This window comes from Nonomuraea fuscirosea (assembly GCF_003001935.1).
Lineage (GTDB): Bacteria > Actinomycetota > Actinomycetes > Streptosporangiales > Streptosporangiaceae > Nonomuraea > Nonomuraea fuscirosea.
In genome coordinates, this window is record NZ_PVNG01000013.1 from 201402 (window position 1) to 227641 (window position 26240).

At 72.3% G+C, this 26240-nt stretch carries 19 protein-coding genes; 7 read left to right on the forward strand and 12 right to left on the reverse strand.

Annotated features, from left to right (window positions below):
* Positions 1–340 precede the first annotated feature (340 nt).
* The 3 genes from B0I32_RS61050 (at position 341) to B0I32_RS29155 (ending at position 2171) form a co-directional block, all read left to right on the forward strand.
* Positions 341–469, forward strand: coding sequence for a hypothetical protein (locus B0I32_RS61050; RefSeq protein WP_281262624.1), 129 nt, complete (start codon positions 341–343; stop codon positions 467–469).
* A 519-nt stretch (positions 470–988) separates the two neighbouring features.
* Entirely contained in the window at positions 989–1846 is an 858-nt protein-coding gene (locus B0I32_RS29150; protein WP_106245195.1) for an aminoglycoside phosphotransferase family protein, read from the forward strand.
* Positions 1847–1904: 58 nt separating this feature from the next.
* Positions 1905–2171, forward strand: a complete 267-nt coding sequence (locus B0I32_RS29155) for a TFIIB-type zinc ribbon-containing protein (protein ID WP_106245197.1) — start codon at positions 1905–1907, stop codon at positions 2169–2171.
* Positions 2172–2257: 86 nt separating this feature from the next.
* On the opposite strand, the gene B0I32_RS29160 is transcribed toward B0I32_RS29155, so the two are convergent.
* Positions 2258–3238: a hypothetical protein gene (locus tag B0I32_RS29160; RefSeq protein WP_146178350.1), complete on the reverse strand. Its 981-nt coding sequence runs from the start codon at positions 3236–3238 to the stop codon at positions 2258–2260.
* A 37-nt stretch (positions 3239–3275) separates the two neighbouring features.
* Positions 3276–4961 carry an ABC-F family ATP-binding cassette domain-containing protein gene (locus B0I32_RS29165; protein ID WP_106245200.1) on the reverse strand — a complete coding sequence of 562 codons (1686 nt, stop codon included), beginning with the start codon at positions 4959–4961 and terminating at the stop codon, positions 3276–3278.
* A 337-nt stretch (positions 4962–5298) separates the two neighbouring features.
* On the opposite strand from B0I32_RS29165, the gene B0I32_RS29170 reads away from it, so the two are divergent.
* A complete protein-coding gene (locus B0I32_RS29170; protein WP_106245202.1) occupies positions 5299–7065 on the forward strand; it encodes an AMP-dependent synthetase/ligase in 1767 nt (588 codons plus the stop codon).
* 151 nt (positions 7066–7216) lie between these two features.
* On the opposite strand, the gene B0I32_RS29175 is transcribed toward B0I32_RS29170, so the two are convergent.
* The 4 genes from B0I32_RS29175 to meaB form a co-directional block, all read right to left on the reverse strand.
* On the reverse strand, positions 7217–8299 hold the full coding sequence (locus tag B0I32_RS29175; RefSeq protein ID WP_106245204.1) for an acyltransferase family protein: 1083 nt from the start codon (positions 8297–8299) through the stop codon (positions 7217–7219).
* Entirely contained in the window at positions 8287–8907 is a 621-nt protein-coding gene (locus B0I32_RS29180) for a TetR/AcrR family transcriptional regulator (protein WP_106245206.1), read from the reverse strand. Before B0I32_RS29180 ends, B0I32_RS29175 begins: the two co-directional genes overlap by 13 nt.
* Before the next feature lie 52 nt (positions 8908–8959).
* Positions 8960–11080, reverse strand: coding sequence for a CehA/McbA family metallohydrolase (locus tag B0I32_RS29185; protein ID WP_245956100.1), 2121 nt, complete (start codon positions 11078–11080; stop codon positions 8960–8962).
* A 282-nt stretch (positions 11081–11362) separates the two neighbouring features.
* Positions 11363–12322: a methylmalonyl Co-A mutase-associated GTPase MeaB gene (gene meaB / locus B0I32_RS29190; protein WP_219912044.1), complete on the reverse strand. Its 960-nt coding sequence runs from the start codon at positions 12320–12322 to the stop codon at positions 11363–11365.
* Positions 12323–12433: 111 nt separating this feature from the next.
* Here meaB and B0I32_RS29195 point away from each other — a divergent pair, with 111 nt between their 5' ends.
* Complete coding sequence (locus tag B0I32_RS29195; protein ID WP_106245210.1) at positions 12434–14473, forward strand: serine/threonine-protein kinase; 2040 nt, start codon at positions 12434–12436, stop codon at positions 14471–14473.
* Between the two features lie 28 nt (positions 14474–14501).
* Here the strand turns inward: B0I32_RS29195 and B0I32_RS29200 are convergent, their stop codons facing one another.
* From B0I32_RS29200 to B0I32_RS29225, 6 genes are all read right to left on the reverse strand, one after another.
* Entirely contained in the window at positions 14502–15455 is a 954-nt protein-coding gene (locus B0I32_RS29200) for a hypothetical protein (protein WP_106245212.1), read from the reverse strand.
* Between the two features lie 30 nt (positions 15456–15485).
* On the reverse strand, positions 15486–17639 hold the full coding sequence (gene scpA, locus B0I32_RS29205) for a methylmalonyl-CoA mutase (protein WP_106245214.1): 2154 nt from the start codon (positions 17637–17639) through the stop codon (positions 15486–15488).
* Positions 17636–19471 carry a methylmalonyl-CoA mutase subunit beta gene (locus B0I32_RS29210; RefSeq protein ID WP_106245215.1) on the reverse strand — a complete coding sequence of 612 codons (1836 nt, stop codon included), beginning with the start codon at positions 19469–19471 and terminating at the stop codon, positions 17636–17638. Before B0I32_RS29210 ends, scpA begins: the two co-directional genes overlap by 4 nt.
* A gap of 90 nt (positions 19472–19561) precedes the next feature.
* Entirely contained in the window at positions 19562–20320 is a 759-nt protein-coding gene (locus B0I32_RS29215; protein ID WP_106245217.1) for a peptidoglycan recognition protein family protein, read from the reverse strand.
* Positions 20321–20402: 82 nt separating this feature from the next.
* Positions 20403–21341, reverse strand: a complete 939-nt coding sequence (gene mtnA / locus B0I32_RS29220) for an S-methyl-5-thioribose-1-phosphate isomerase (RefSeq protein ID WP_106245219.1) — start codon at positions 21339–21341, stop codon at positions 20403–20405.
* A 32-nt stretch (positions 21342–21373) separates the two neighbouring features.
* The gene (locus tag B0I32_RS29225) at positions 21374–23239 is read right to left on the reverse strand and encodes a CASTOR/POLLUX-related putative ion channel (RefSeq protein ID WP_106245220.1); all 1866 of its coding nucleotides are present in this window, start codon (positions 23237–23239) and stop codon (positions 21374–21376) included.
* A gap of 95 nt (positions 23240–23334) precedes the next feature.
* On the opposite strand from B0I32_RS29225, the gene B0I32_RS29230 reads away from it, so the two are divergent.
* Both B0I32_RS29230 and B0I32_RS29235 read left to right on the forward strand, forming a co-directional pair.
* Positions 23335–25059 (forward strand): serine/threonine-protein kinase, encoded by a 1725-nt coding sequence (locus tag B0I32_RS29230; protein WP_181307898.1) that lies wholly within the window; start codon positions 23335–23337, stop codon positions 25057–25059.
* A gap of 58 nt (positions 25060–25117) precedes the next feature.
* The gene (locus tag B0I32_RS29235; RefSeq protein ID WP_106245222.1) at positions 25118–26227 is read left to right on the forward strand and encodes a DUF5925 domain-containing protein; all 1110 of its coding nucleotides are present in this window, start codon (positions 25118–25120) and stop codon (positions 26225–26227) included.
* Positions 26228–26240: the final 13 nt, after the last annotated feature.

Consider the following 26240-nt stretch of genomic DNA (forward strand, 5'->3'; position numbering starts at 1 on the left):
TCGGGGCGAAGATCACTATTACCGCTCTGGCCAGGATCGCCCTGGTCGGTGCCTTCTGGAGGGAAATCGTCCGTCGGCCGCATCGCCGCGCGACCACCCGCGAAGGTCCCGGATTCTACCGCCGTCGCGAGGACCTTTCACACCCGCTCGCTCCCGGAGTTCGTCCCTCACACACGGTAGGTTTCTGCCGTGCTGCAGGACATCCTGCGACACTCCCTGATCTGCACCAGTCCGTCGGTGATCTCACCGGTGGGTCGCCGCGCGGTGGCCCGGCCGACCGCCCCCATGGGGTCGGCCTCGCCCGCTCTCCCCCAAGAGAGCTGAGATCAGGGAGGTGGCCATGTGCCGCCACAGGAAGAGGCCCGAGGATCCGGGGAAGGACAACACGACGCGGCGCGCCACGATCGTCGCCGCCGCCGCCGCGGTCGCCAGGCTGATCATGGACCTGGTGGACAAGTGGCGGAGCTGACGGCCCCGGGCCGCACCGGTTACCGCCGGCGCGGCCGCAGGGCCGCCAGATAACCCGGAAGGGGTTCACCCCGGCCATCGCCCGGCCGGACCACGGTGGGCCCCTTCCCCCTTTGAGTTACCCCTCGGAGAGTCGCGGAAGCGGCCGTGCTCGCCCGTCGCCGGCCTCGCCTCGCCGTTTCACGCGCCTCTTCAGATCTACGCAACGTACAGACCCGACTACAAGGTCACGGTGCGAACTGGCAAGGTGTTGCGAAATGTCTAATTTGCCAGCCAGCCGAATCCCATTATGTCGATACCAAGACATTTTTCGAAAGGGGCATCTTCGTCACAGCATCACGACATATTTCGGTGGATCGCGCTTCACCTCCGCATTCGACCTTTTATCGAGGTCGTCCCGGAGAGCGCTTGCCTGGTGCGGTAAAGGATCATACCAACGAGTAGGTTCACTCTCGCCGCCCGGGAACCACGACCCCGCCGCCGGACCTGAGCCGGGCCACCGCCCCCTTACTCTGTACGGGTGGGTCTGGAGGAGGAGCTCGCGGGCATCGCCGCGGCGTACGGCGGCGCGGGCGAGCCCGTGTTACATCCGACGCGCACCGACGTCGTGGTGCTGCGCAGAGGAGAGGTCGTGGTCAAGGCCCACTCGGCGCGTGACGACGCCGGGGACTTACGGCCGAGGCTGAAGGCGGCGGCGTCGGCCGCGGTGAGCGGCGTGATGCTGGCCCCGCTGGAGCCCGAGGTGCTGTCGGCGGGCGGGCGCGCGGTCACGGTGTGGCCGGCGGGCCGGCCCGTGGCGCAGGAGGACGACCCCGTGGACGCGCCGTGGGAGGAGGGTGCCAGGCTGCTGGCCCGGCTGCACGCCGTCCCCCTGACGCTGATGCCCGGCCTGCCGGCCGCCGGAGGGCCCGCCAGGGCCGCCCGCGCGGTGGCCCGCATGCCCGGCGACGGGCCGGTCGAGCAGCTCGTCAGGCGGGCGTTCAAGGAGCTGCCCGAGCCGCGGCCGATGCCGGCCCTGCTCACGCACGGAGACTGGCACCTGGGCCAGCTCGTCCACCGCGACCGCTGGCTGCTCATCGACGTCGACGACCTGGGCCTCGGCGACCCGGCCTGGGACCTGGCCAGGCCGGCCGCCTGGTACGCGGCCGGGCTGCTCGCCCCCACCGTGTGGGAGCGGTTCCTGGGCGCCTATCTGGCCTCCGGCGGGCCCGCGCTCGGCCAGGGCGACGACCCCTGGCAGCGGCTCGACGTGCCCGCCAGGGCGCTGACCGTGCAACTGGCCGCCGTGGCCGTGGTCAACGCCTGGCGCGAACATCGGGAACTCGACGAGGTCGAACATTCGTTGGTCGAATCGTGCAACAGAATCGTCCGAGCGTGACGGGGTTGCGCGCGGTAGGTTTCACCCTGAGACCTCGAAGCCAAGGAGTGCGACTTAGATGCAGTGCCCTAAGTGCCGCGGAAGCATGCGGACCTATGAGCGCAACGGCGTCCACATCGAGCAGTGCGACAACTGCCGCGGAATCTTCCTCGACTACGGCGAGCTCGAGACGCTGACCCGGATGGAGTCGCAGTACCACGCCGCTCCCCCGCCCGCCCCCGGCCCCGGCCCCGGCCCCGCCTGGGGCGCGCCGCACCACGGAGGCGGCCACTACGGCCACCGCCGCGGTCAGCGCAGCTGGGTGGGCATGCTGTTCTCCACCTGATCGGCTCCCTCTGATCGGACAGGCCGCGCACGCGAGGTGCGCGGCCTCCCGGCCGGTGCCCCCGCCGCCGCGCCGCGCTCCGTCGCTCAGCCGCCGGGGAAGTCGTCCGGGTCCACGGGCTTGGTGCGGGCGTTGCCGCCCGTGATCGCGTGCAGCGTGATCCGCCAGTCGTGCCAGCGGATCTGCGTGGCGGTGAACGTGGTCTTGAACTTCACCGTCTTCTCGAACCGCTCGAAGCTGCAGTCGCGGGTGAAGGCCTTGGTCTTGCCCTCCCAGTCGGAGCCGTGGGTGAAGTAGATCTTGTAGCTGCCGTCGCGCACGCCTTTGACCTTGAACTTCGCCTTCCTGCGCACATAGACGCTGAACGCCTTGCTGCCGCCGCGCACGGCGGTGACCACCGCGTCGCGGCTGCCGCCGTTGTCGATCTCCAGTGAGCCGCGGCCGTTGAGCGTGCCCTTGCGCAGGAACGAGCCGTTGCCCAGCCGCCTGCTCTTCTTGCCGGCGGCCTTGACGCTGACGATGTCGGCCGGGTAGTCGCCGGCCTCCTGGAGCGCCTGGCCCGCCTCGTCGAGCGCGGTCAGCTTGTCGTCCATGTCGGTGAACACGGCCGAGGACGTGCACAGGTCGCGGGCGCCGACCTTGCCCGCGGTGGCGCCGAGCGCGGTGGCGAAGTCACGCAGGCTGCTCACGTACGCCTCGTGCTGGGCGCGCACGGTCTCGGGCGGCGCGAGCGCGGACAGCGCGTCGGCGGCGCCGCTCAGCGCCTCCTCGGCCCGGCCCACGCGCTTGTCCAGCGCCTTGACGCCGCGCGCCCCCGCCAGTGAGGTGATCGCGCCGGACATCGCCTTGTGCCGGGTCTCGAGCTCGCTCTTGTACGCCTCGGGCGTCAGCGCCGCCGGGCTCGGCGCCCCGGCCTCGGTGCCGGCGGGGGCGGCGCCCTGGCCGCCCGCGACACCCGTGACCCTCGGCTCGCCACCGGTCGGCGACGCCGGGCCCGTGGAGCATGCCCCGACGGTCGTGAGCGTCGCCAGCGCGAGAACACAGGAGATCAAACGGGGTGTAGCCACCTGCCACACTATCGTCGGGTTGATCCCCAACCGTCAATTACGATTCCGCCAGTCCCTCGTCCCGATCCTGCCTCAGCCGGCGGGTGATCCCCAGCTCCTCCAGGAACGGGAGGTCGTGACTGGCCACGATGAGCGCGCCCCGGTAGGCCGCCAGCGCCTGCGCGAGCTGCCTGACGCTGGCCATGTCGAGGTTGTTGGTCGGCTCGTCGAGCAGGAGGAGCTGCGGCGGCGGCTCGGCCGACAGCAGGGCGGCCAGCGTGGCGCGGAAACGCTCGCCTCCCGACAGGGTGCCCGCGGCCCGCTCGGCCCGCTCGCCCCGGAACAGGAAGCGCGCCAGGCGGGCGCGTACCTCGTTCACGGAGGCGGACGGGGCCATCGCGCGCACGTTGTCCACCACGCTCAGCCGGTCGTCCAGCAGGTCGAGCCGCTGCGGCAGGTAGCGGACCGGCACGTGCGCGCCGTGCGCGACGATCCGCTTGAGCAGCGTGGTCTTGCCCGAGCCGTTGGGGCCGACCAGCGCGATCCGCTCGGGCCCGCGCACGACCAGCGTCTCCAGAACGGCCGCCCTGCGGTCACCCGCACCGGCATCCGCGCCGCCACCCGCGTCGGCATCCCTGCCGTCACCCGCACCCTCACCCGCGTCGGCATCCGGGTCGGCATCCGGGCCTTCGGCGGGAGCGGGACGGGGTTCCAGCGGCAGGGTCAGGACCGTGCGGCCCGCGGGCACCTCCGTCCCCGGGAGCTCGATGCGGATCTCCGCGTCGTCGCGCACGGCCTGCTCGGCCTCGCTCAGCCGCTCATGGGCCTCCTCCAGCCGCTCCGCGTGCAGCGCGCGCTGCTTGCCCGCGCTCACCTGGGCCTTGCGCTTGAGCGCGCCGGCCGCCATCTTCGGCACCTTCTTGTTCTCGAACGCCTTCCTGCCGTAACGCCGCCCCCTGTCGATCTTGATCGCGGTCTCGGCGATCTCGCGCTTCCGGCGGCGGATCTCGCCCTCCGCGGTGCGCACGGAGCGCTCCGCGGCCTGCTGTTCCGCCTCGACCTGCTCCTCATAAGAGGTGAGGTTGCCCCCGTACATGCGCACGGAGCCCTCGCGCAGCTCGGCGATCTGGTCGACCAGCTCCAGCAGCGCCCGGTCGTGACTGACCACGAGCAGCACCCCCTGCCAGGCGGAGACGGCGTCGTAGAGGCGGCGCCGCGCGTCCAGGTCGAGGTTGTTGGTGGGCTCGTCGAGCAGCAGCACGTCGGGCCGCTTCAGCAGCCGCGCGGCCAGCGCGACCATGACGGTCTCGCCGCCGGACAGCGTGCCGACCGTGCGGTCCAGCCCGACGTGGGGCAGGCCGAGCCGGTCCAGCTCGGCCCTGGCGCGCTCCTCGACGTCCCAGTCGTCGCCGACGGCGGCGAAGTTCTCCTCCGCCGCGTCGCCGGTCTCGATGGCGTGCAGGGCCGCCCGGGTGCGGCTGATCTCCAGCAGGTCCGACACCGTACGGGTGGCGCCGAGCGGGAGGTTCTGCGGCAGGTAGCCGGCGACTCCCTGGACGGACACCGACCCGGAGGCCGGGGTGAGTTCCCCGGCGATCAGTCTGAGCAGGGTCGACTTGCCCGACCCGTTCAGCCCGATGAGCCCGGTGCGGCCCGCGGGGAACGCGGCGTCGAGCCTGTTGAGCACGGTGGTGCCGTCCGGCCAGGCGAAGGAGACCTGATCGACGACGATGGACATAGACATAAGGCGATTCCCATCACAAAAGTCGAAATTTCGTGACTTGGCGGGAAACACCGCAGACGCACGCGACACCAGGGAGCCGGAACAGGCCGGCGGGACGACGGAGAAGATCCGCGAGAGGTCCAGGAGTGTACGCGCGCATGCCCACGACAGGGCGGAACGGCGCGGTGCCCGCGACCTCAGATCCTCACGTCGGCTGCCCCCACGGCTCGGCGATAAGACGGCAGCAGCCTATGCGACCTCCCGATCACCTGGCAACCGGCCCGTCCGTGAGCGCGACCCATCGACTGGGACGCCGCCGTGGTCCTAGAGTCGGGGCCAACACCCCTGGAGGTCAGGCATGTCGAGCATTCCCTCCCTGCTCCGCGACCGGATCGCGGCGACCCCCGACGCCGAGGCGTACCGTGTGCCAGAAGGCGACGGGTGGACCTCGCTGACCTGGCGGGAGGTGGACGAGCGCGTACGCGGTCTGGCGCTGGGCCTGGCCGAGCTGGGCGCGGGCCCGGGCGCCCGCGTGTCGATCCTGTGCTCCACCCGCCTCGAATGGATCCTCTGCGACCTGGCGGTCCTGGCGACCGGTGCGGCCACGACCACGATCTACCCGTCCAACACCGCCGCCGAGTCCGCCTTCGTCATCACCGACTCCGGCAGCACCCTGGTCATCGCCGAGAACGACGACCAGGTCGCCAAGCTCGAATCGGTGCGCAAGGAGCTCCCCGACGTCACCCACGTGATCGTCGTCGACGGCTCGCCGAGTGACGACGGCTGGGTGATCACGCTCGACTCGGTGAGCCGCGCCCCGGCCGCGGGCGGGCGCGACTACGACGCGATGGTGGACGCCATCGCCCAGGACGACCTGGCCACGCTGATCTACACCTCGGGCACCACCGGGCGGCCCAAGGGCGTCGAGCTGACCCACGACAACTGGCTCTACACCGGCCAGGCGGTGCGCGAGCTCGACCTGATCTCCCCCGACGACCTGCACTTCCTGTGGCTGCCGCTGTCGCACTCGTTCGGCAAGCTGCTGGAGGTCGTGATGATCGACCTCGGCGTGCCCACCGTGATCGACGGCCGCCTCGACAAGATCGCGGAGAACCTCGGCGTGGTGCGGCCGACGCTCATGGCCGCCGCGCCGCGCATCTTCGAGAAGATCCACAACACGGTCGTGGCGAACATGCACCGCGAAGGCGGCCTCAAGCTGCGCATCTTCACCTGGGCCCGCAGGACGGGGCTGCGGGTCAGCCGGGCCCGCCAGCGCGGCGCCGAGCTGCCGATCACCATGCGCGCCGAGTACGCCCTGGCCGACCGCCTGGTCTTCGCCAAGCTGCGCGAGCGCTTCGGCGGCCGGATCCGCCTGTTCATCTCCGGCGCCGCCCCGCTGTCGCAGGACATCGCCGAGTTCTTCGACGCGGCGGGCCTGACCATCTACGAGGGGTACGGCCTGACGGAGTCGTCGGCGGGCAGCTTCCTCAACCGCCCGGAGTCGGTACAGTTCGGCACGGTCGGCCCGCCGTTCCCCGGCACCGAGGTGCGCATCGCCGACGACGGGGAGATCCTGATCGGCGGGCGCGGCATCATGCGCGGCTACCACGGGCTGCCCGAGGAGACGGCCGCCGCGCTGCGGGACGGCTGGCTGCACACGGGCGACATCGGCGAGATCGACGAGGCCGGGCGGCTGCGCATCACCGACCGCAAGAAGGAGCTGATCAAGACCTCGGGCGGGAAATACGTCGCGCCGACGTACCTGGAGGGCCGGATCAAGGCGGCCTGCCCGTACGTGTCGCACGTGTTCGTCCACGGCGACCGGCGCAACTACGTCACGGCGCTGGTCACGCTCGACATGGACGTGGCCGGGCCGTGGGCGCGGGCCGAGTCGCTGCCGGACGACCCGGAGCAGCTGCGCGAGCATCCGCGCATGCGCGAGGAGGTGCAGAAGGCGATCGACCAGGTCAACGCGGGCGAGGCCAGCTACGCCACGGTCAAGAAGTTCGCGATCCTGGCGGCCGACTTCGCGGTGGAGACGGGCGAGCTGACACCCAGCCTCAAGATCAAGCGCAAGGCCGTCGAGGAGCGGAACGCGGAGGTGCTCGACTCCTTCTACACCTGACCGGGCGTGAGGTGCTCGACTGTTCTACACCTGACCGGGCACGGACGCCGGGCGGCCGCGAGCACCGCCCGGCTCCTCCCCCGCTCGCTGCCCGGATCCGCGGCTCGGACGCGCGGACCGGATCCGCTGCCCGATCCGTGGCCCGGGCGGGTCAGAGGATCTTCTTGGCCCCGGGCAGCGAGCGCACCAGGTAGGCCAGCGACCAGCACAGCGGCAGCGCGAGCGCGAGCATGATGACGAACTTCACGATCGCGACGGCGTCCAGCCAGCGCAGGCCCCAGCCCAGCCCGACCAGCACCAGCGGGTGGATGATGTAGACGGTGAAGGCGTGCCGCGACAGGAATCTGCCGCGCGGTCCCTGCTCGCCGAAGCGCTCCCTGAACAGCACCGTCAGGCCGATGATCATGCTGACCGCGAAGGCCGACTCCCAGAGCGTCATCAGGGCCGAGGACAGCGCGCCGGTGGTCGTCAGCGCCGCCGGCACCAGCACCACGCTCACCACGCCGGCGGCGACGAGCCCGGCCCGGCCCGCCCGCACGGGCAGCGTCTCGAACCAGCCGCGGCGGTAGGCGACGCAGCCGAGCACGAACATGGCGGCGTACTGCGGCAGGTACTGCGGCGACGGCAGGCCGAGCACCGGCACGTACGTCCCGGTGGGCACCGGTATGCGCCACAGGAAGGTGACGGCCGCGAGCCCGAGCACGAAGGCCACGACCCAGGACAGCCGCAGCGGGACGACGCGCGCCTCCATCGGCTGCCGCCGGCTCCGCCACGCCGCGTAGACCAGCACGAACCCGATCAGCACCTCGACGAACCACATGGGCCCCGGGTCCCACGTGCGCAGGTAGTACTCCGCGTACGACATCCCGTCGGCCTCGGCGTACCCGGCGGCGTTCAGCAGCGGGCGCAGCAGCAGGACGAAGACGAGCAGCGGGACGCCCAGCCGCAGCAGCCGGTCGCGCACGAAGGCGCCGCCGCTCTTGCGGTCGCGCGAGCCGGGGGTGAAGTAGCCGGAGACGAGGAAGAAGAACCCCATGAAGAACGCCTGGTTGAACATCACCAGCAGGTCGAGCAGGAGGCCGCTGGGGTCCTTGGCGGGCTCGACGTAGTACCAGAGGGGGAGGTTGCCGTACGTGATCGCGACGTGGTGCGTGACCACCAGCGCGGTCAGCACGATCCTGAGGTTGTCGACGGCGTAGAGCCTGGTCGTGGTCTCCGCCTTCATGCGCGGCATGCCCTTTCGATGAGGTCGGCGAGCTCGCGCGCGTGTGCGGCGAGGTCGTGATCGGGGTTGGCGACCCAGTAGGCGAACATGGTGTCGACGGCGGCCTGGTGGGTGACGGCCATGACGCGGGTGTCGAACGGCCTGAACTCGCCGGCGGCCTGGCCGAGCCGGTAGAGGTGCTCCAGCATCCGGTAGAGCTCCTCGTTGCCGTTGATCCCGAAGCGGGGCGATCCGTCGGCGGTCCTGAGGTTGTTGAAGATCTCCCCCAGCGCCTTGATCTGGTCGCGGTGGCCGCGCATGTGCTCGGCGACCGCCAGGATGTGCGTCCTGACCAGCTCGGTCGCCGTGCTCAGCCCCTCCATCCGCGCCGCCACGTGCTCGGCCGCGCCCTCGTACGAATGCCGCACCACCTCCTCCATCAGCTCGTCCTTGCCGGCGAAGTGGTAGGAGATGACGCCCTTGCTGACGCCGGCGTGCTCGGCGATCCGGGCGAGCGACGCCTTGGCGAACCCCGCCTCCGCGATGACGGCGACGGCGGAGCCCACGATCTGCGCGCGCCTGGCCTCCTCGATGAAGGACCGCGGCTTCTGGCCGAACGGTTCATTTTCTGACCGCATGGCCAAAATCTAGCACACACGGATGAATCGCCCTTTTTACGGCTTCGGTGGGTCAGCCGAGCCGCGCCTGGTAGATGCTCCTGGCCTGCTGCAGCAGGGACATGTGGTCGCCGAACTGGTAGGCGCTGGCCAGCCGCCCGTGCTGCCTGATCAGGTCCTCCAGCAGGTCCAGCCACTCCAGGCACCAGAGCACGTCCTCGCGCCTGGCGACCGGCCGGCCGCCGACGTCCACGTACACGGGGCTGGTCAGGGCGTATCCGGTCGAGGTCAGCGTACGGGGATGCGGGTCGCACAGGACCTCGGCCACCACGTACGTCGGCGCGTCCACCTCCAGCTCGGCCGTCACGGTCAGCCGCTCGTGCCCCTGCCGGCCGGGCTCGGGCGGCAGCCGCTCGGCCCCCGCCCTGACCCCGTCCGCGGTTCGGATGCGCACGGCCGCCACCTCGGGCCCCACAGCACTGGCGGTGACGCTGATCCGGTCCCCCTTGCGGGCCTGGATCACGTGGCCTGGACCGTGCCCGTTCACCGTCAGCTCCAGCCACGGGCCGGTGGTGGCGAACGTGCGGCCCGCGCGTACGGCCGCCGCGAACGACCTGGCGCTCAGCTCCCCCTTGACGCGGGCGTAGACGCGGGCCCAGCCGGGCGGGTTCGACTGGTTGTCGGAGCGGGTGAAGGAGATCATCGCGTCGGTGCCCGCCGTCACGGCGATCCGGTTGCCCGCGCCGATCAGCCGCCGGTAGACCGCGGCCGTGGCCGGGATCGAGGCGTGGGTGAGCACGTCGAGGCTGTCCACCAGGCCGAGCGCGGCGTCGGCGACCAGCTCGCGGGCGGCGCAGTTGCGTGGCACGGGCGAGACGACGCCCCTGGGCGGGTCGCCGTCGCCGATGGGCGTGCGAAAGGGATGGCTGTAGCCCACCAGCGCTCCGAGCCCGCGCAGCTCGCGCAGCCCGTCGGCGTTGGGCGGCCAGTCGGCGTCGCCCGCGAAGCCGGTGTGGTAGCGGCCGGGGGCCGAGTGCAGCCCGAAGGCGTAGATGTGGCCGAGCAGGTCGTTGCGGTATTCGACGCCCATCCTGGCCACGTGCGTGGCGTCGGACCACGGCAGGTCTTTGCCGGTCCAGTGTTCCAGGGCCTCGCGGTCGTACACCCGGCGGCCGGAGACGTTGCCGGCCAGGAGGTTGAGCACGTGCAGGTCCTCGCCGTGCTGGGCGGCGGCCGCGTCGGCGGGCTCGGCCACCAGGTCGCCCGCCCAGTTGAGGTGGACGTGCAGGTCGCCGCCGTACCAGCCGGCCGCGGCGGCGTCGTAGAGGCGTTCGGGGGCCAGCTCGACCACGTGCTCCTCACCGGGCATCGGAGTGAGCTCGTGCGTGGCGGCGCCGTACTCCATGCCCCTGGCCACGGTGATCGTCAGCGGCATGCACGGGACGTCCACGAGCAGGTCGTCGCCGTGGAAGTACGGGCGGTCGTGGTAGTCGTGGCGGTTGGGGACGCCGGGCGGGAACCAGCCGGCGCCGTCGGCGCTCACCACGCTCCAGCGGCAGGGCGTCCCGGACACCAGGCGCAGCCGGGACGACGGGATGGGGCACAGGAGGGTGTCGAGGCGGACGCGGACGCCGTCCACGACGACGATGCTGTCCTGGTCCACCTCGACCAGCCAGGCCCCGCGGGCGGGCAGCAGCCGCTGGGTGTCGTCCACGCCGACCAGGCAGGGCTCGTCCCGCCGCGAGTCGATGAGCAGCGACATCCGCTCCTCAGCGGCCCGGCGCGGGCCGGGGCCGTCCTCGTCGCCCGCGAGCGGCGGCAGCCTCGGCGAGGGCAGCAGGACCGTGCGCGCCGCTCCCTCCAGGACGGCGCCCTCCTCCCCGATCCTGATGGCGTAGAGGTGCGCGGGCAGCTCGCCGTCGAGGGTGTCGCGCAGGACGCGGTCGTAGTCGGGCTCGGCCAGCCGGGCGGCGAGCCGGTCTCTCGGCTCGTCCGGATGGGTCTCGGCGACGGCCTGATGGACCAGCTCCCAGAACCGGTCGAACAGCGCGGGGCGCAACACCCTGCGCCGGGCGAAGAACTTCACGTAATGGATCTCCGGCTCACCCCAGGTGATGCCGTGCTCCTCAAGGAGGCGCCCGTACTCCTCAAGAGCGTCCGTCACCCCTCCGGGCAGCATCGAATCCGCACTCATATGAGCCCTTCCCACGTCGTTGCGCGCCATCGTGGCATGGATCACAGGAACGGTCCGGGCGGCCGGGAAGAGGGGGTGGGGGAAAGTTCACCCCCGGGAGAGTGTATCTCCACCCGGGGGTGCTCGATGCTGCTCCGAGGGGGCGTACAAGGGGTGGTTGAATGCCCGGGAGGAGCCGGTCGGGCGGTGTCGGAGGCGCTCGAACGCCGAGCGGAGCGCGACGCGTCAGGGGCGCTTGAACGCCGACGGGAGCCGGTCGGCGGCCGGCGTGGACGCGAGGTGTCAGGGGCGCTTGAACGCCGACAGGAGCCGGTCGGCGGCCAGGGCGGGCGTGAGGTCGCCCGCCAGCACCGCCCGCTCCACCTGCGCCGCGATCGCCGTGACCGCCGGGTCGTCGCGCAGCTCGGCCAGCAGCCGCTCGCGCACCAGCGTCCAGGTCCAGCCCACCTGCTGGCGGCGGCGCTTGGCGGCCAGGTCGAGGCCGTCCTGGTGGGCCAGCACCTGCCGCCAGAGCTTGTCCAGTCCGTCGCCGGTCAGGCCGCTGCAGGTCAGCACGGGCGGCGGGGCGGAGTCGGAGCGGAGCATGCGCAGGGCCCCCGACAGCTCGCGGGCCGCCTTCCTGGCGGGCAGCTCGTACTCGCCGTCGGCCTTGTTGACGGCGACGACGTCGGCCAGCTCCAGCACGCCCTTCTTGATGCCCTGCAGCTGGTCGCCGGTGCGGGCCAGGGTGAGCAGCAGGAACGTGTCCACCATGTCGGCCACGGCGGTCTCCGACTGGCCCACTCCGACGGTCTCGACCAGGACGACGTCGTAGCCGCCCGCCTCCACGACGACCATGGCCTCCCTGGTCGCCTTGGTGACGCCGCCGAGGGTGCCCGAGGTCGGGGAGGGGCGGATGAAGGCGGCGGGGTCGGCGGACAGGCGGGCCATGCGGGTCTTGTCGCCGAGGATGCTGCCGCCCGTCCTGGTCGAGGACGGGTCCACGGCCAGGACCGCGACCTTGTGACCCTCGCCGGTCAGGCGCGTGCCGAGCGCGTCGATGAACGTGGACTTGCCGACGCCAGGCACGCCCGACACGCCGACGCGGCGGGCCTGTCCGGAAAGCGGGGTGAGCTCGATCAGCAGCCGCTGGGCCAGGGCCACGTGATCGGGTCTGGCCGACTCGACAAGCGTGATGGCGCGGGCGATCCAGGTACGCGAACCGGCCCGTACGCCGTCGGCGTAGTTCTCCAGCGAATGCACCCGAATCGCCCCTTTCTTCCCAGTTAGATCAGCCTAACTTCTGACAAGTCTTGACTTTTGCCAGTAGGGTGCTGGAGTTCTGTCTCAGCCGTCACAGGAGTCACTCCCCTCATGCCCAACGTCGAACCCCTCCGCGAGGGCGACCCGGCAGCGGTGGGACCCTACCGGCTGGTCGGGCGGCTCGGCGCGGGCGGCCACGGTGTCGTCTACCTCGGTCAGGCCCGCAACGGCACCCCCGTCGCCGTCAAGGTGCTGCGCGAGGGGCTGGCCGTGGGCGAACGCCTGGCGAACGAGATCGCCGCCGCGCGCCGGGTCGAGCCGTTCTGCCTCGCGCAGGTGCTCGACGCCTCGACCAGCGGGCGGGCGTACATCGTGTCCGAGTACGTGGACGGGCCCTCGCTGCAGCAGGCCGGCCGGCGCGGCGCGGCGGAGCTGCAGCGCATCGCCGTGGCGACCGCCACCGCGCTCGACGCGATCCATCAGGCGGGCGTCGTCCACGGTGACCTGACGCCGTCCAACGTCCTGCTCGGGCCCGACGGGGCGCGGGTGGTCGACTTCGGCATCGCCGGGGCGCTGGGCTCGGGGATGAAGGCGACCAGCAACATCGTGGGGACGCCCGCGTACATGGCGCCGGAGCAGCTCGCGGGGAAGCCGGTCGGGGCCGCCGCCGACGTGTTCTCGTGGGGGTCGGTCCTCGTGTACGCGGCCACCGGCGTGCCGCCGTTCGGGGACGACTCGCTGCCCGCGGTGATCAACCGCATCCTCCGTGAGGAGCCGCAGCTCGGGGAGGTGAGCGGGCCGCTGCGCGAGATCGTGCCGGCCTGCCTGGCCAAGGATCCGTCGCTGCGGCCCGCGATGCGCGACGTCCTGCTCCGCCTGGCCGCGCCCTCCCGCCGGCCCTCCCCTTCGAACGCGGGTACGCAGGCGTCCCAGGCGGCCGCCGGGCCGCTCGTGGGCGAGCACACACCCGATCGTGTCTCGGCGTCCTGGCAGCAGACCCTCGACCAGCCGCACGAGGGCGCCCAGGACCCCGGGGCGGCGCACGGCCTCCCCGCACGCGACCGCCGCTCCACCCGCCGGGGCCACGCCGCGCCTGGAAGCGCGAGTCAGGGCGCACACCCGTCGCCCGGGGCCGGGCATGAGGGGCCAGGGGCGGCCACGTCGCCGATGCAGGCGCTGTTCGACCTCTCCTCCCCTGTCGAGCCGCCCGCCGGGTTCGGGCCGCAGGAACGGCAGGCTTCGACGCCGCTCTCCGCCCCGGTCGCCGCTCCCTCCGCCGCTCCCTCCGCCGGGCCCTCGGCCGGACCCGCGGCCGGACCCGCGGCCGGGCGAAGGGACACAGGGGCGCAGGACCGGCTGGCGTACTCCCCCGCGGCCTCGGCCCAGGACCGCCTGGCCTACTCGCCCGCCACCGGGCAGCACGAGGTCCGTCACGACCGGCCGTTCGAGGGACAGCACGGACGGGGAGCGGGTGCGGGGGCGTTCGAGCAGGCCCCGGCCTACGACGGCGGGCCCGCCGCGAACGGCGGCGGGGGCGCGCCTCCCGGGACCGGCGAAGGACGGGCGCCGGCCCGCCGGGCGAAGGGACGCCGGGTCAAGACGGTGATCATCGCCGCGATCTCGGGCCTGTGCGTGTGCGCGCTGGCCGCGGCCATCATCTGGCTCACCCCCACCGAGCCCACCCCCAAGTCGAAGAGCGCGCCGGTGACCACCACCGGCGCCACGACCGAGCCGGTCGGCACGTCGTCCCCCCGCCGTACCCGCGCCACCAGGCCGACCCCGCAGACGGACGGCACGCCCAGCATCCTGCCCGACGGCACCGCCACCGGCGGGCCCGACGGGCTCAGGGTCACCTCGCTGCGGGCGGGCGGCACCAGGAACGGCGACTGCTGGGCCGGCGGCCAGGCGACGCTGCGCGCGATCATCCGCCGTACGGGCGGGCCGGTGACGTTCAGCTACACCTGGCTCGTCGACGGCACCGCCACCGGCCGCGCCACGGCGCTCATCGCCGAGAACGGCCGCCGCTACCTCAACGCGCCGCGCCCCCTGCGGAGCACGGGAGGCACCCACAGCGTCACGCTGCGGATCACCTCCCCCGTCACCGCCCAGCGGACGATCGCGGTCGCCATGTGCGACCAGAGCACGTTCTGACCGCACCGGGGCGGCGCCGCTGCGCGGGTCAGGTCTGCTGGTAGATCGTGGCGGCGAGGCCGCAGGACGCGTCGAGGAACAGGTACGTGGTGCCTTCGGCGACGGGCTCGCCTTCCGGGTCCTGCGCCTCCTCCATCCCGATGTAGTCCATGGTCCGCGCGCAGGCGGGGCAGGCGGGGTACTCGGCGTCGCCGATCCATCCGGGGTGTCCGCCGATGGACGGGGTCGTCATGTCCCAGCCGCCGGCGGACATGCCGGGATCGGTGAGGAGCTCTGCCGGCACCTTGCGCAGGGTCATGGGCGGGCTCTGGTCGTCGATGACGCGGACGGGTGCCGCCGAATGGCCGGAGAGACCGGATCGGCCATCGGGGCTCACCGTGGAGTAGAGGGTCGTGTAGGCGTAACACCCCTGGCAGGTGACGATCCTGAGCCGGCCGTCCCAGCCGGTGTGGGCGAGCGCTTCGGCGACCCGCGGGTCGCCGGTGTCGACGTCGAGCACCGTCCACAGCGGGGCGCGGCACCACGGGCACTCGCCCTGGTCCGGAGGTTCCACCGTCCGGTCGGGATCGGGCCGCAGCGCGTAGGCGGTCCGCCCGCACAGGTCGCGAACCCGGCCGTCCTCCAGTGTCCAGCCGCCTTCGACCATGTAGTCGGCCGGGCCGATGAAGAGTTCGCCGGCGCCGGGCGGCGGCTGGTCCCGCCAGCGGCGGAAGGCGTTCTCGGCGACGGGGCCGCGCGCGTGCGCCAGGATCAGCAGCAACGCGTTCAGGTCTGACCCGCCCTCGTCGATCATGGTGACCACGGCCTGCTGGATGTCGTCGCCGGCGGTGCGGTAGAGCTTCGGCGAGAACCAGGAGCCGGCCGCGAGCAGGTCCGGCAGGTGCGGGGTGAGCGCTGCCGGAGTCTCGGCGGCCAGCTGTTCGAGCTCGTATTCCGCGGCGGACTCGCCGGCCGCCGCGCGGCGTATCAGCTCCTCGATCATCTGCAGGATGATAGCCGCCGGCGGCGGGGGTCAGGCGGCGTGGCGGGCGGTGAGCTGCCGGAGCAGGTCGAGGGCGGCGTCGGCGATCACCGTGCCGGGCGGGAAGATCGCGGCGGCGCCCGCGGCCCGGAGCTCGTCGTGGTCGCCCGGCGGGATCACGCCGCCCACGACGATCATGATGTCGGCGGCGTCGAGCTCGGCCAGCGCCGCGCGCAGCGCGGGCACCAGCGTCAGGTGCCCGGCGGCCAGCGACGAGACGCCCACCACGTGCACGTCGGCCTCGACCGCCTGCCTGGCGACCTCTTCCGGCGTCTGGAACAGCGGGCCGACGTCGACGTCGAAGCCCAGGTCGGCGAAGGCGGTGGCGATCACCTTCTGGCCGCGGTCGTGACCGTCCTGGCCCATCTTGGCCACCAGGATGCGCGGGCGGCGCCCCTCGGCCTTGGCGAAGTCGTCGCAGGCGGCACGGGCGCGCTCGATGTTGCCGGCCGTGCCCGATTCGTCGCGGTACACCCCTGTGATGGTACGCACCTGCTCGGCGTGCCGGCCGAACACCCGTTCCAGCGCGTCGGAGATCTCCCCCACGGTGGCCTTGGCTCGGGCGGCGTCCACGGCCAGCTTGAGCAGGTTGTGCTCCAGGCCGGGCGCGGGATGCCCGGCGGCCTTGGTGAGCGCGTCGAGGGCGCGCGCCACGGCCTCGGGGTCGCGTTCGGCCCTGAGACGGGCCAGCTTGGCGAGCTGCTGCGCCCGTACGGCGCTGTTGTCGACCTTGAGCACGTCGATGACCTCGTCACCGTCGGCCCGGTACTTGTTCACCCCGATCACCGGCTGCCGGCCGGAGTCGATGCGGGCCTGCGTGCGCGCGGCCGCCTCCTCGATGCGCAGCTTGGGCAACCCCGCCTCGATGGCGCGCGCCATCCCGCCCGCCGCCTCGACCTCCTCGATGTGGGCCCAGGCGCGCTCGGCCAGGTCGTGGGTGAGGCGTTCGACGTAGTAGGAGCCGCCCCACGGGTCGATCACCTGCGTGGTGCCGGACTCCTGCTGCAGCAGCAGCTGGGTGTTGCGGGCGATGCGGGCGGAGAAGTCGGTGGGCAGCGCCAGCGCCTCGTCCAGGGCGTTGGTGTGCAGCGACTGGGTGTGGCCCTGGGTCGCGGCCATGGCCTCGACGCAGGTGCGGGCGACGTTGTTGTAGACGTCCTGCGCGGTCAGCGACCAGCCGGAGGTCTGGCTGTGCGTACGCAGGCTCAGCGACTTCGGGTTCTCCGCCCCGAAACCGGACACGATCCTGGCCCAGAGCAGCCGGGCGGCCCGCAGCTTGGCGACCTCCATGAAGAAGTTCATGCCGATGCACCAGAAGAACGACAGGCGCGGCGCGAACCGGTCCACGTCCAGGCCGGCGCCGACCCCGGCGCGCAGGTATTCGGCCCCGTCGGCGAGGGTGTAGGCCAGCTCCAGGTCCAGCGTGGCTCCGGCCTCCTGGATGTGGTAGCCGGAGATGCTGATGGAGTTGAACTTCGGCATCTTCTCGCTGGTGTAGGCGAAGATGTCGGAGATGATGCGCATGGACGGCGCCGGGGGATAGATGTAGGTGTTGCGGACCATGAACTCCTTGAGGATGTCGTTCTGGATGGTCCCCGCGAGCTGCTCGGGCGCGACGCCCTGCTCCTCGCCCGCCACGATGTAGAGCGCGAGCACGGGCAGCACGGCGCCGTTCATGGTCATGGAGACCGACATCCGGTCGAGCGGGATCCCGTCGAACAGCTGCCGCATGTCGTAGATGGAGTCGATGGCCACACCCGCCATGCCCACGTCGCCCGCCACCCTGGGGTGGTCGGAGTCGTAGCCCCGGTGGGTGGCCAGGTCGAAGGCCACCGACAGGCCCTTCTGGCCGGCCGCGAGGTTGCGCCGGTAGAAGGCGTTGGAGTCCTCGGCCGTGGAGAAGCCGGCGTACTGGCGGATCGTCCAGGGCTGGTTGACGTACATGGTCGGGTACGGGCCGCGCAGGAAGGGGGCGGCGCCCGGGTAGGTGCGCAGGAAGTCGAGGCCGTCGAGGTCGGCGGCGGTGTAGAGGGGTTTGACCGCGATGCCCTCCGGGGTCTCCCAGACCTCTCCCTCCGCGTCCGCGCTCTCGGCCGCCCGCCCCGGCAGCGGGGTCAGCGGGATGCCGGAGAAGTCGGGGATCATCGGGTCACCTCCAGGTCGTCGTAGGTCTCGTGCAGGACGGCCAGCGCGTCGCAACCGGCGTGGAGGTTGGCGTCCACGCCCTCGTAGTGTCCCTTCCCCGCCAGCCACACCTTTCTCGCTCCCGCCTTGCGCAGGGCGGCGGCCACGGCGGCGGCGTGCTGGGCGTAGAGCTTGTCGCTCGAACAGAGGCAGGCCACCGACGCGCCGCTGACGGCGAAGGCGGTGGCGATCTGCTCGGGGTCGGTGCCCTGGCCGGAGGTCTCGGTGGCCAGGCCGCCCGCCTGGAACAGGTTGGCCGCGAACGCGGCGCGGGCGGTGTGGGCGGACAGGGGGCCGATGGTGGCCAGGAACACCTTGGGGCGCTCGGGCAGGGCGTCGGCCAGGTCGCGCAGCCGTTCGAACGGCTCGGCGTACCGGATCACCGGAAGGCCGTCGCGACCTGCGAGCGGCCCGCCGCCCTCCCTCAGCCGGGCGCCTTCCTCGGGCGCGCCGCCCTGGGGCGCGCCGCCCTGGGGCGCGCCGCTTTCCGATGGCGGGCCTTCTGGTGAGGCCGGGCGGCGGAGCGGGCGTTCGTGCAGGTCGGGGAACTCGCTCACCCCCGTGATCGGGAAGCGCCGGTGCGCGATGTCGTCCGCGCGGCGCTCCCGGGTGGCGGCGATCCGGCCGGCCACCAGGTCACCGGCCGCGGCGATCCCGCCGGCCGCCTCGATCTCCTGGAAGAACGTCCAGGCCGCCTCGGCGAGGTCGGCGGTGCGGCGCTCGACGTACCAGGAGCCGCCGGCGGGATCGAGCACCCGCCCCAGCCCCGACTCCTCCAGCAGCAGCGACTGCGTGTTGCGGGCGATCCGCCGGGAGAAGGCGTCGGGCAGCCCGAGGCAGGCGTCGAACGGCCGCACGGTGACCGCCTGCGCCCCGCCCACGCCGGCGGCGAAGCAGGCCAGGGTCGTCCGCAGCAGGTTCACCCACGGGTCGCGCGCGGTCATCATGGCCGCGCTGGTGACGGCGTGCTGCCGCTGGCCACCGGCCTCGGGCGCGCCGCAGACCTCGGCGACCCTGGCCCACAGGCGGCGGGCCGCGCGCAGCTTGGCGATGGTGGCGAACTGGTCGGCGGTGGCGGCGTAGCGGAAGTCGATCTGCCCGAGCGCCTGCCCGGCGGACAGGCCGCCGCCGGTGAGCGCCCGCAACTCGGCGACGCCCGCCGCGATCGAGCAGGCCAGCTCCTCGGCGTCGCTGCCGCCGGCGTCGTGGTAGGGCGTGGCGTCCACGGTGACGGCCCGCAGCCCGGGGAACCCGGCGGCGCAGCGCCGCGCCAGCTCGATCCCGGCGGGGCCGCGCGCGGCGGAGGCGCCCAGGTTGCCGCTGGGCGTGACGTCCCGGGCGGCGGCCAGCTCGAACAGGGCCTCGGCGGCCTCCGCCGTCAGCTCGCCCGCCTCCAGGACGACCGGGGCGAGGTCGAGGTAGACGTCCTGCAGCACCGTGCCAAGCTCGCCCACCGGGATCGCGTCCGGGCCGACGACCAGCCAGAGCGAGGTGACGCCGTTCTCCAGGTCCGCCAGCACGGCCTCGGGGTCGGCCACGGCGTGCCGCTGCCGGACGTCCCAGCCGGCGGCGGTCGCGGAACCGCGTACGTAGGGGGTCGCGCCGGGCACCCCCGGGGCGCCCGGCAGGTCGTCCGCGTCGTACAGCGGCGCGACCGTGATCCCGTCGTACGTCGTCCTGGACAGCACCTCCTCCGGCGCGCCGGCCTCGGCCCCCGACTTGCGCAGGACCTCGGCCGCCAGCGCGCGCCAGTCGTCCCGCGAGATGGACGCGAATCCCGCTGCCAGTTCCATGATTCGGATAGTAGGCGGAATGCCGGAATAGGAGTAATCCCGGGCCACCCCCTGTGTTCCAGGTCACCCGCGCCTCGGACGACCGGTGGCTCAGGGGGCCGGCGCCTCCCACGTCAGCCGCCACGTGACCGGCCCCACGACCCCGTCGTCGTCGATGCCCTGGCTGCGCTGAAAACGACGGCACACGTCACGGGACTCGGCCCCGTACGCGCCGTCCACCTCAAGCTCCCAGCCCCGCCGCAGCATCTGCTCCTGCCAGGTGCGCACGTCCTGCCCGCGCGTCACCGGCGGGTAGGTCAGCAGCCGGCCGGGGAACGGAGGCGCGGAAGGCCCGCTCTGCCCTGGGCGTGGGGCGCCGCGCCTGACCCAGGCGTAGAGGGGCTCGCCCGGGCAGTCGGTGGCATAGCCGTCGCGGTGTCCCTTGATCTCCCTGCCCGCGCGGCCGCGGTCGCGTACGTGCTGGATCGCGTCCAGGACGGCGTGCAGGATCCCGTCGGGCGGCTGGACGAGACCGGCGTTGCCGACCAGGCCCAGCACGGCGTAGTGGCCGGCGTTGAGCCCTGGGCCGTTCGCGGCCGGCAGGTGGTGCAGGCCGCGTCCCTCGAAGACCTTGCGGTGCGGGCAGGCCACGAAGGAGTAGCCGATGTCGATCCAGCCGTTGCCGTCCATGTGGGAGCCCTGGATCGACCGCACCAGGGCGACGCAGCGGGCGTGGTCGGAGACGATGTCCGGATCGACCCTTCCACCCGTGTAGTGAACCTTGACCCCTTTGGTGGAGTCGAGCTGTGTGTAGTCGCCGCGCGGAGCGCGTGCGTTCCAATCGCGCCGTAACACCAGGTCGATGGCCACGGTGATCTCCGAAGGGTCGCTGCCGGGACCACTGAGCGTAACGTGGCGGGCGCGGACAGGTCCTGGAGATCGGCGATTTCGTCTAGGGCCTGATGACCCGCCGGTCCGTGACGATCGCGCTGATCAGGTCGTGCGGCGTCACGTCGAACGCCGGGTTCAGCGCCCGCGTGCCCTCGGGCGCCACCCGGACGCCCCTGACGGACACGATCTCGTCTGCGCCGCGGTCCTCGATCTCGATCTGGTCGCCGGTGGGGGTGTTCGCGTCGATGGTGGACTCGGGCGCGACCACGATGAACGGCACGCCGGCCCGTTCCGCGCCGAGGGCGAGCGCGTACGAGCCGATCTTGTTGGCGGTGTCGCCGTTGGCGGCGATCCGGTCGGCGCCGATGAGCACCGCGTCGACCTCGCCCCTGGCCAGCAGGTACGGCCCCGCGGAGTCGGCGATGAGCCGGTGCGGCGCCCCCATCCTGGCCAGCTCCCAGGTCGTCAGCCTGGCTCCCTGCAGCAGCGGCCGGGTCTCCAGGGCGAGCACCTCGGCCAGCCGCCCGCGTTCGTGCAGCGTCTGGACCACGCCGAGTGCGGTGCCGCGTTCGACGGCGGCCAGGCCGCCGGTGTTGCACACGGTCATGACGCGCAGCCGGTCGCCTTCGAGCAGGTCGGCGCCGCGCTCGCCCATGGCCACGCAGGCGGCGAGGTCGTCGTCGCGCACGCGCAGCGCGGCGGCGAGCACCGCCTCGCTGCCCTCGTCCAGGTGGGCGGCGGCCTGGTCGACGCCCCAGGCGAGGTTGACCGCGGTGGGCCGGGCGGCGCGCAGCTCGGCCAGCAGGACCGGGTCGCCGTCGGCCAGCACCACGCCGAGCGCCCCGGCCACGCCGAGCGCGGGGGCGCCGCGCACGGCCAGCCGCTTGATGGCGGCGACGAGCTCGGCGACGGTGCTGATGCGCAGCATCACGCACTTGTCGGGGAGCAGGGTCTGGTCCACGAGCTCGACGGCCCCGTCGACCCAGTCGATGGTCCTCACAGCAGGAACGCTAACCCACCCGGCGCCCGGGCTCAGCGCTCGGCCAGGACGATCACGGAATCCTGCTCCGCCAGGACGATGGGCCGCGTCTTGTCCGGGTTCAGCACGATGCCGTAGTGGGGCGGATCGTTCCTGGTCGCGGCGTCGCGGTAGCCGATGGCGGTCTCGCCCCTGCGCCGCGCCGCCTCCACGACGGTGGAGAACGTCACCTCCGAGCCCGGCGTGACGTAGTCGCCGGCGGGCCGCGGGTAGATCTCCGAGCCGCGCGAGTCGAAGAGGTAGCCGAAGACGTCGGCCAGGTGCCGGTTCTCGGCGAGCTGGGCCAGCAGCAGGCCGATCACGGTGTCGCTGATCACGATGTCGTCGGCCTCGGTCACCTCGGCCAGGGCGCGGTTGCTCTCGTCGTGCATCTCGCTGACGATCGAGTAGTGCTCGCCGAGCGTGCTCTGCATGTCGCGCAGCTGCAGCAGCGTCATGAGGGTGCGCGTGTCGGAGTGGTGGGCGTCGAAGCGGTCGTCGGATAACACGATGACGTGCTGGAAGAGGCCGACGCCGAGCGACTCTAGGGCGAACCTGTCGGTGGTGTCGCAGTCCTTGACGTTCACCGTGAGGTTGCGCAGCCCGGCCAGGTTCGTGCCCGCCTTGGGATGGTCGGCGGCGATCTCCAGGACCGATCCCGGGGCGACGTAGCCGTCGAGGTAGCGCACGATCTGCTCGGCGCGGCCGTTCCAGTTGAGCAGGAGCGTGCGCTCGGTCGCGGTGGGCGTCGCCGGGGCCTCGGCGATGACGGACTCGTCGATGCTGGGCTTGCCGGCGGCCAGGCGCACGTGGGAGTCGTCGTGCGCGATGACGACGACCTGGTCGTCGACGTTGATCACGGTGTCGCCCGGCGGGTTCAGCACGACGCCGGTCGGCCGGCGCAGGCCGATGACGGAGGCCGTCTGGTACGCGTGCAGCGCGTCCCCGTACGTGACCCCCACGAGCTTCTTGGGGGTGCGCAGGTAGATCTCTCCGCCGTCGAAGTTGAGCAGGTCCATGCAGACGACGGACATGCCCGACTGGCGCGAGGACTGCACGATGAGCCGCGAGGCGGTGTCGTCGGAGTCGACCAGATGCACGTCCGGCCCGCCGGCCAGGCGGGCGGCGGCGGCGTTGCGGCTGGAGGTGAGCCCGGCCACGACCGGCGGGTGGATGCCGTCGCGCTTGGCGAGGGCGAGCAGGATCTTGATGACATGGGCGTCGGGGTCGTCGCCCTCGGGCGAGAGCACCACGACGGAACGGGCCGCGGCCAGGTTCATCAGGTCGAGGTCGCGCGGCTCCGTCGGCCTGCCCGTACGGCACACCAGGCGGGTCCTGCCGAGGTCGCCGACGTGCTCGCGGATGTCCTCCTCCATGGCGAGCTTGTCACGGTCCGCCAGCACGGCGATGACCGAGCCCTTCTGGCTGGCCTGGGCCTTGACCAGCTCGGTCACGATGGTGAACATCTGGTCCGACCACCCGAGCACCACCGTGTGGCCGGACTCCACGATCCGCGAGCGCCCCCTGCGCAGGCGGTCCACCTTCTGCTTGAGCCCGTTCGACAGCAGGCCGACGAGCATGCTCACGATGAAGAGCCCGCCCAGCGAGCCGGCGAACATCACCGCCATGTACCCGAGCGAGCCCTTGTCGCTGGCCACCCGGCTCGGGGTGAGCGCGTGCATGAGAGCGATCCAGAGCACTTCGCCGGCGTGGGACACGCCGTCCGGCTCATTGGGCGCAAGCCACAGGGTGAACGCCGTCACCAGCACGATCAGACCCACCGAGACGACCGCGAGCCAGCCGATCAGCGAGGCCGTGCCCTTGGACATGGTGTTGTCGAACCAGTAACGCGCCCGTTCACGGAACGTGACCTTGGACACTTCCCCGATACCTCCGCGTAAGGAGTGATTTCACCCGACGACACAAGGTACCGGTGGATCTTTCCTTCCGCATGACGACAGGTAACGTATCGGCCATGGCGCAGCCCCTCACCCCCGACGATCCGGCGTCACTGGGCGGGTTCCGCCTGTCCGGGCGCCTCGGCGAAGGCGGGCAGGGCGTGGTCTACCTCGCCCATTCCGGCGACGGCGAACCGGTCGCGATCAAGCTGCTCAACACCGGTGACCGAGAGACACGGGCCCGCCTGGCGCGCGAGCTCGACGCCCTGGAGGGCGTCGCCTCGTTCTGCACGGCGCGCGTGCTCGACGTCTCGACCGACGGGCCGCGGCCTTTCGTGGTCAGCGAATACGTCGACGGCCCCTCGCTGGCCGACCGGGTGCGGGAACGCGGCCCGCTGCGCGGCGGCGACCTCGAACGGCTCGTCGTCGGCACGGCCACCGCGCTCGCCGCCATCCACGCGGCCGGGATCGTGCACCGCGACTTCAAGCCGGCCAACGTGCTGCTGGGGCCCGACGGGCCGCGCGTGGTCGACTTCGGCATCGCCAGGGCCGAGGGCGCGGCCACCATGACGTCCGGGCTGATCGGCACGCCCGCCTACCTGGCGCCCGAGCAGATCTCCGGCGTGCCCGCCTCGCCCGCCTCCGACGTGTTCGCGTGGGCGACGTCGATGGTGTACGCGGCGTCGGGGACGAGCCCGTTCGGCGCCGACACCGTACCGGCCGTGTTACATCGGGTGCTGCACGCCGAGCCGGACCTGTCGCCGCTGCCGGCGCGGCTGCGGGAGGTGATCGGGTCGTGCCTGGCCAAGGATCCGGCGCTGCGGCCTTCCGCACGGGACCTGATGATGTCCCTGGTCGGCCCCGGCACCGTCGCTCCCGGCACCGTCGCTCCCGGCACCGTCGCTCCCGGCATCGTTACCCCTGGCACCGCGGTCGGCCCCGGCTCCGTTCAAGGTCATCCGCATCATCCGGGTCCTCCGCCCGCCGCGTTCCAGGGACAGAGGACGGGACTTCGGGACGGCGGACCTACCGGTCCGCGTGGCGGAGGACCTACCGGTACTGGTCCACAGGACGGAGGGCCGACCGGTCCGCAGGGCGGAGGACCTACTGGTACTGGTCCACGGGACGGAGGGCCGGCCGGTCCGCGGTCCCCGGCGGAGACCACGGCGGGCACCTCGCGCCGACCTCCTGGGCGCAACGTGCTGATCGGAGTGGTGGTGGCGGTGATCGCCCTGGGCGTGGCCGGCGGCACCGTCCTCATGCTGAACCCTTCGTCCGGCACGAGAGCGGAACGCACGCCGCCGGCCACCTCCACCACCGACACCTCCCCCTCTCCTGCGGACTCCCGGACGACGACGGAGGAGGAGACGACCCCGGAGCCCACTCCCAGTGAGACGGCGAGTCCGACGGCCAGTGACACGCCGACGGATTCAGGCGAGAGCGAAACGCCCACGGCCGACCCCGACCTGAAGATCCCCGCCGCCTTCGAGGGCGACTGGCGCGGGCACACCACCAGCACCAACCCGATGAGCCCCGGCGGCGCCGACAACGAGGTGGACCTGCGGGAGGGCGAATCCACCGCGGGATGGGCGGAGAAGGGGGCGAGCGCCGACTGCAAGGGCACCATCACGCTGACCAAGGTGGAGCAGACCCGTCTCACCTTCTCCCTGGGCGCGAACGAGGGCGGCTGCGTCCCCGGGACGATCACCTTGGATCGGGACGGAGACGCCCTCACCTATACCTGGCGCGACGTGCCGGGCCTCGGATTGGTGACCCAGACGGGTAAGCTCGAGAAGAACTGAGCGGTTTCGCAGTCAAAACCCTTCGACATCCGGCGCCGAGACGGAGATCATTAACGGTATGTCTGTGATCAGGGAGGTGCCGTTCGCCAGCCCGGACTCCTCCGAGCTTCCGATGAACATCTGGATCGACGACGCCGACTCCGCCATCGACGTCATCGACGCGCTGGCGCTGTCACCGTTCGCGACCGGCACGCAGCCGTGGTCGCGGCTGGCCAACCTGGAGCGGGTGCGGCCCGACGCCACGCTGACCCCCGCGGGCGGTCGCGTGCTGCGCACCGCGCGGGTCGAGGACGGCTCCGAATCCCGGCTGATCTGCGGCGACGGCTGGACTCTGCGCGTCGTACGCCACCGCAACCGCACCGCGACCGTCAGCGTCACGGCGGTCGACGAGGACCTGGCCAAGACCGTGCTGGCGGAGAGCATCGACGGCGCGGAGGAGGCCGCTCCCGACGTCGACCACATCGAGATGGGCTTCTGGTGGCGCGGCATGCACGGCGGCACCCGGTCGGAGAAGCCGATCACGGCCCAGCCGTGGCCCGAGATCAGCGCCAACTACTCGGCCAAGGTCCGCCCCGCCCTCGACCGGCTGATGTCGATCACCCCGGCCGACGTCAACGGCCGCCTCATCCTGCTCCACGGGGAGCCGGGCACCGGCAAGACCACCCTGCTGCGCTCGCTGGCCAAGCAGTGGCGCGACTGGTGCCAGGTCGACTGCGTGCTCGACCCGGAGCGGCTGTTCAACGAGCCCGGCTACCTCATGGAGGTGGCCGTCGGCTACGACACCGACGAGGACGCGCAGCGCTGGCGCCTCCTGGTGCTCGAAGACTGCGACGAGCTGATCAGCTCGGGTGCCAAGGCACAGGCGGGGCAGGGCCTCTCACGCCTGCTCAACCTGACCGACGGGCTGCTCGGCCAGGGCCGCGACGTCCTCGTGGCGATCACCACGAACGAGGACCTGGCCCGCCTCCACCCCGCCGTCGTCCGCCCGGGCCGCTGCCTGGCCCAGATCGAGGTGGGCCCGCTGAGCAAGGAGGAGGCGGTCACGTGGCTGGGCTCGAAGGAGGGCGTGGGCCCGTCGGGCGCGACCCTGGCGCAGCTGTACGCGCTGCGAGCGGGCCGCGACATCGTCCCGACCCCCGGCGACGAATCCACCGGCCTCTACCTCTGACCCCCCACCCCGC

Coding starts and splice junctions, on each gene's coding strand:
- B0I32_RS61050 (WP_281262624.1), top strand. CDS start 341: ATGTGCCGCCACAGGAAGAGGCCCGAGGATCCGGGGAAGGACAACACG.
- B0I32_RS29155 (WP_106245197.1), top strand. CDS start 1,905: ATGCAGTGCCCTAAGTGCCGCGGAAGCATGCGGACCTATGAGCGCAAC.
- B0I32_RS29165 (WP_106245200.1), bottom strand. CDS start 4,961: ATGTCTATGTCCATCGTCGTCGATCAGGTCTCCTTCGCCTGGCCGGAC.
- B0I32_RS29170 (WP_106245202.1), top strand. CDS start 5,299: ATGTCGAGCATTCCCTCCCTGCTCCGCGACCGGATCGCGGCGACCCCC.
- B0I32_RS29175 (WP_106245204.1), bottom strand. CDS start 8,299: ATGCCGCGCATGAAGGCGGAGACCACGACCAGGCTCTACGCCGTCGAC.
- B0I32_RS29180 (WP_106245206.1), bottom strand. CDS start 8,907: ATGCGGTCAGAAAATGAACCGTTCGGCCAGAAGCCGCGGTCCTTCATC.
- B0I32_RS29185 (WP_245956100.1), bottom strand. CDS start 11,080: ATGAGTGCGGATTCGATGCTGCCCGGAGGGGTGACGGACGCTCTTGAG.
- B0I32_RS29195 (WP_106245210.1), top strand. CDS start 12,434: ATGCCCAACGTCGAACCCCTCCGCGAGGGCGACCCGGCAGCGGTGGGA.
- B0I32_RS29200 (WP_106245212.1), bottom strand. CDS start 15,455: ATGATCGAGGAGCTGATACGCCGCGCGGCGGCCGGCGAGTCCGCCGCG.
- scpA (WP_106245214.1), bottom strand. CDS start 17,639: ATGATCCCCGACTTCTCCGGCATCCCGCTGACCCCGCTGCCGGGGCGG.
- B0I32_RS29210 (WP_106245215.1), bottom strand. CDS start 19,471: ATGGAACTGGCAGCGGGATTCGCGTCCATCTCGCGGGACGACTGGCGC.
- B0I32_RS29230 (WP_181307898.1), top strand. CDS start 23,335: ATGGCGCAGCCCCTCACCCCCGACGATCCGGCGTCACTGGGCGGGTTC.
- B0I32_RS29235 (WP_106245222.1), top strand. CDS start 25,118: ATGTCTGTGATCAGGGAGGTGCCGTTCGCCAGCCCGGACTCCTCCGAG.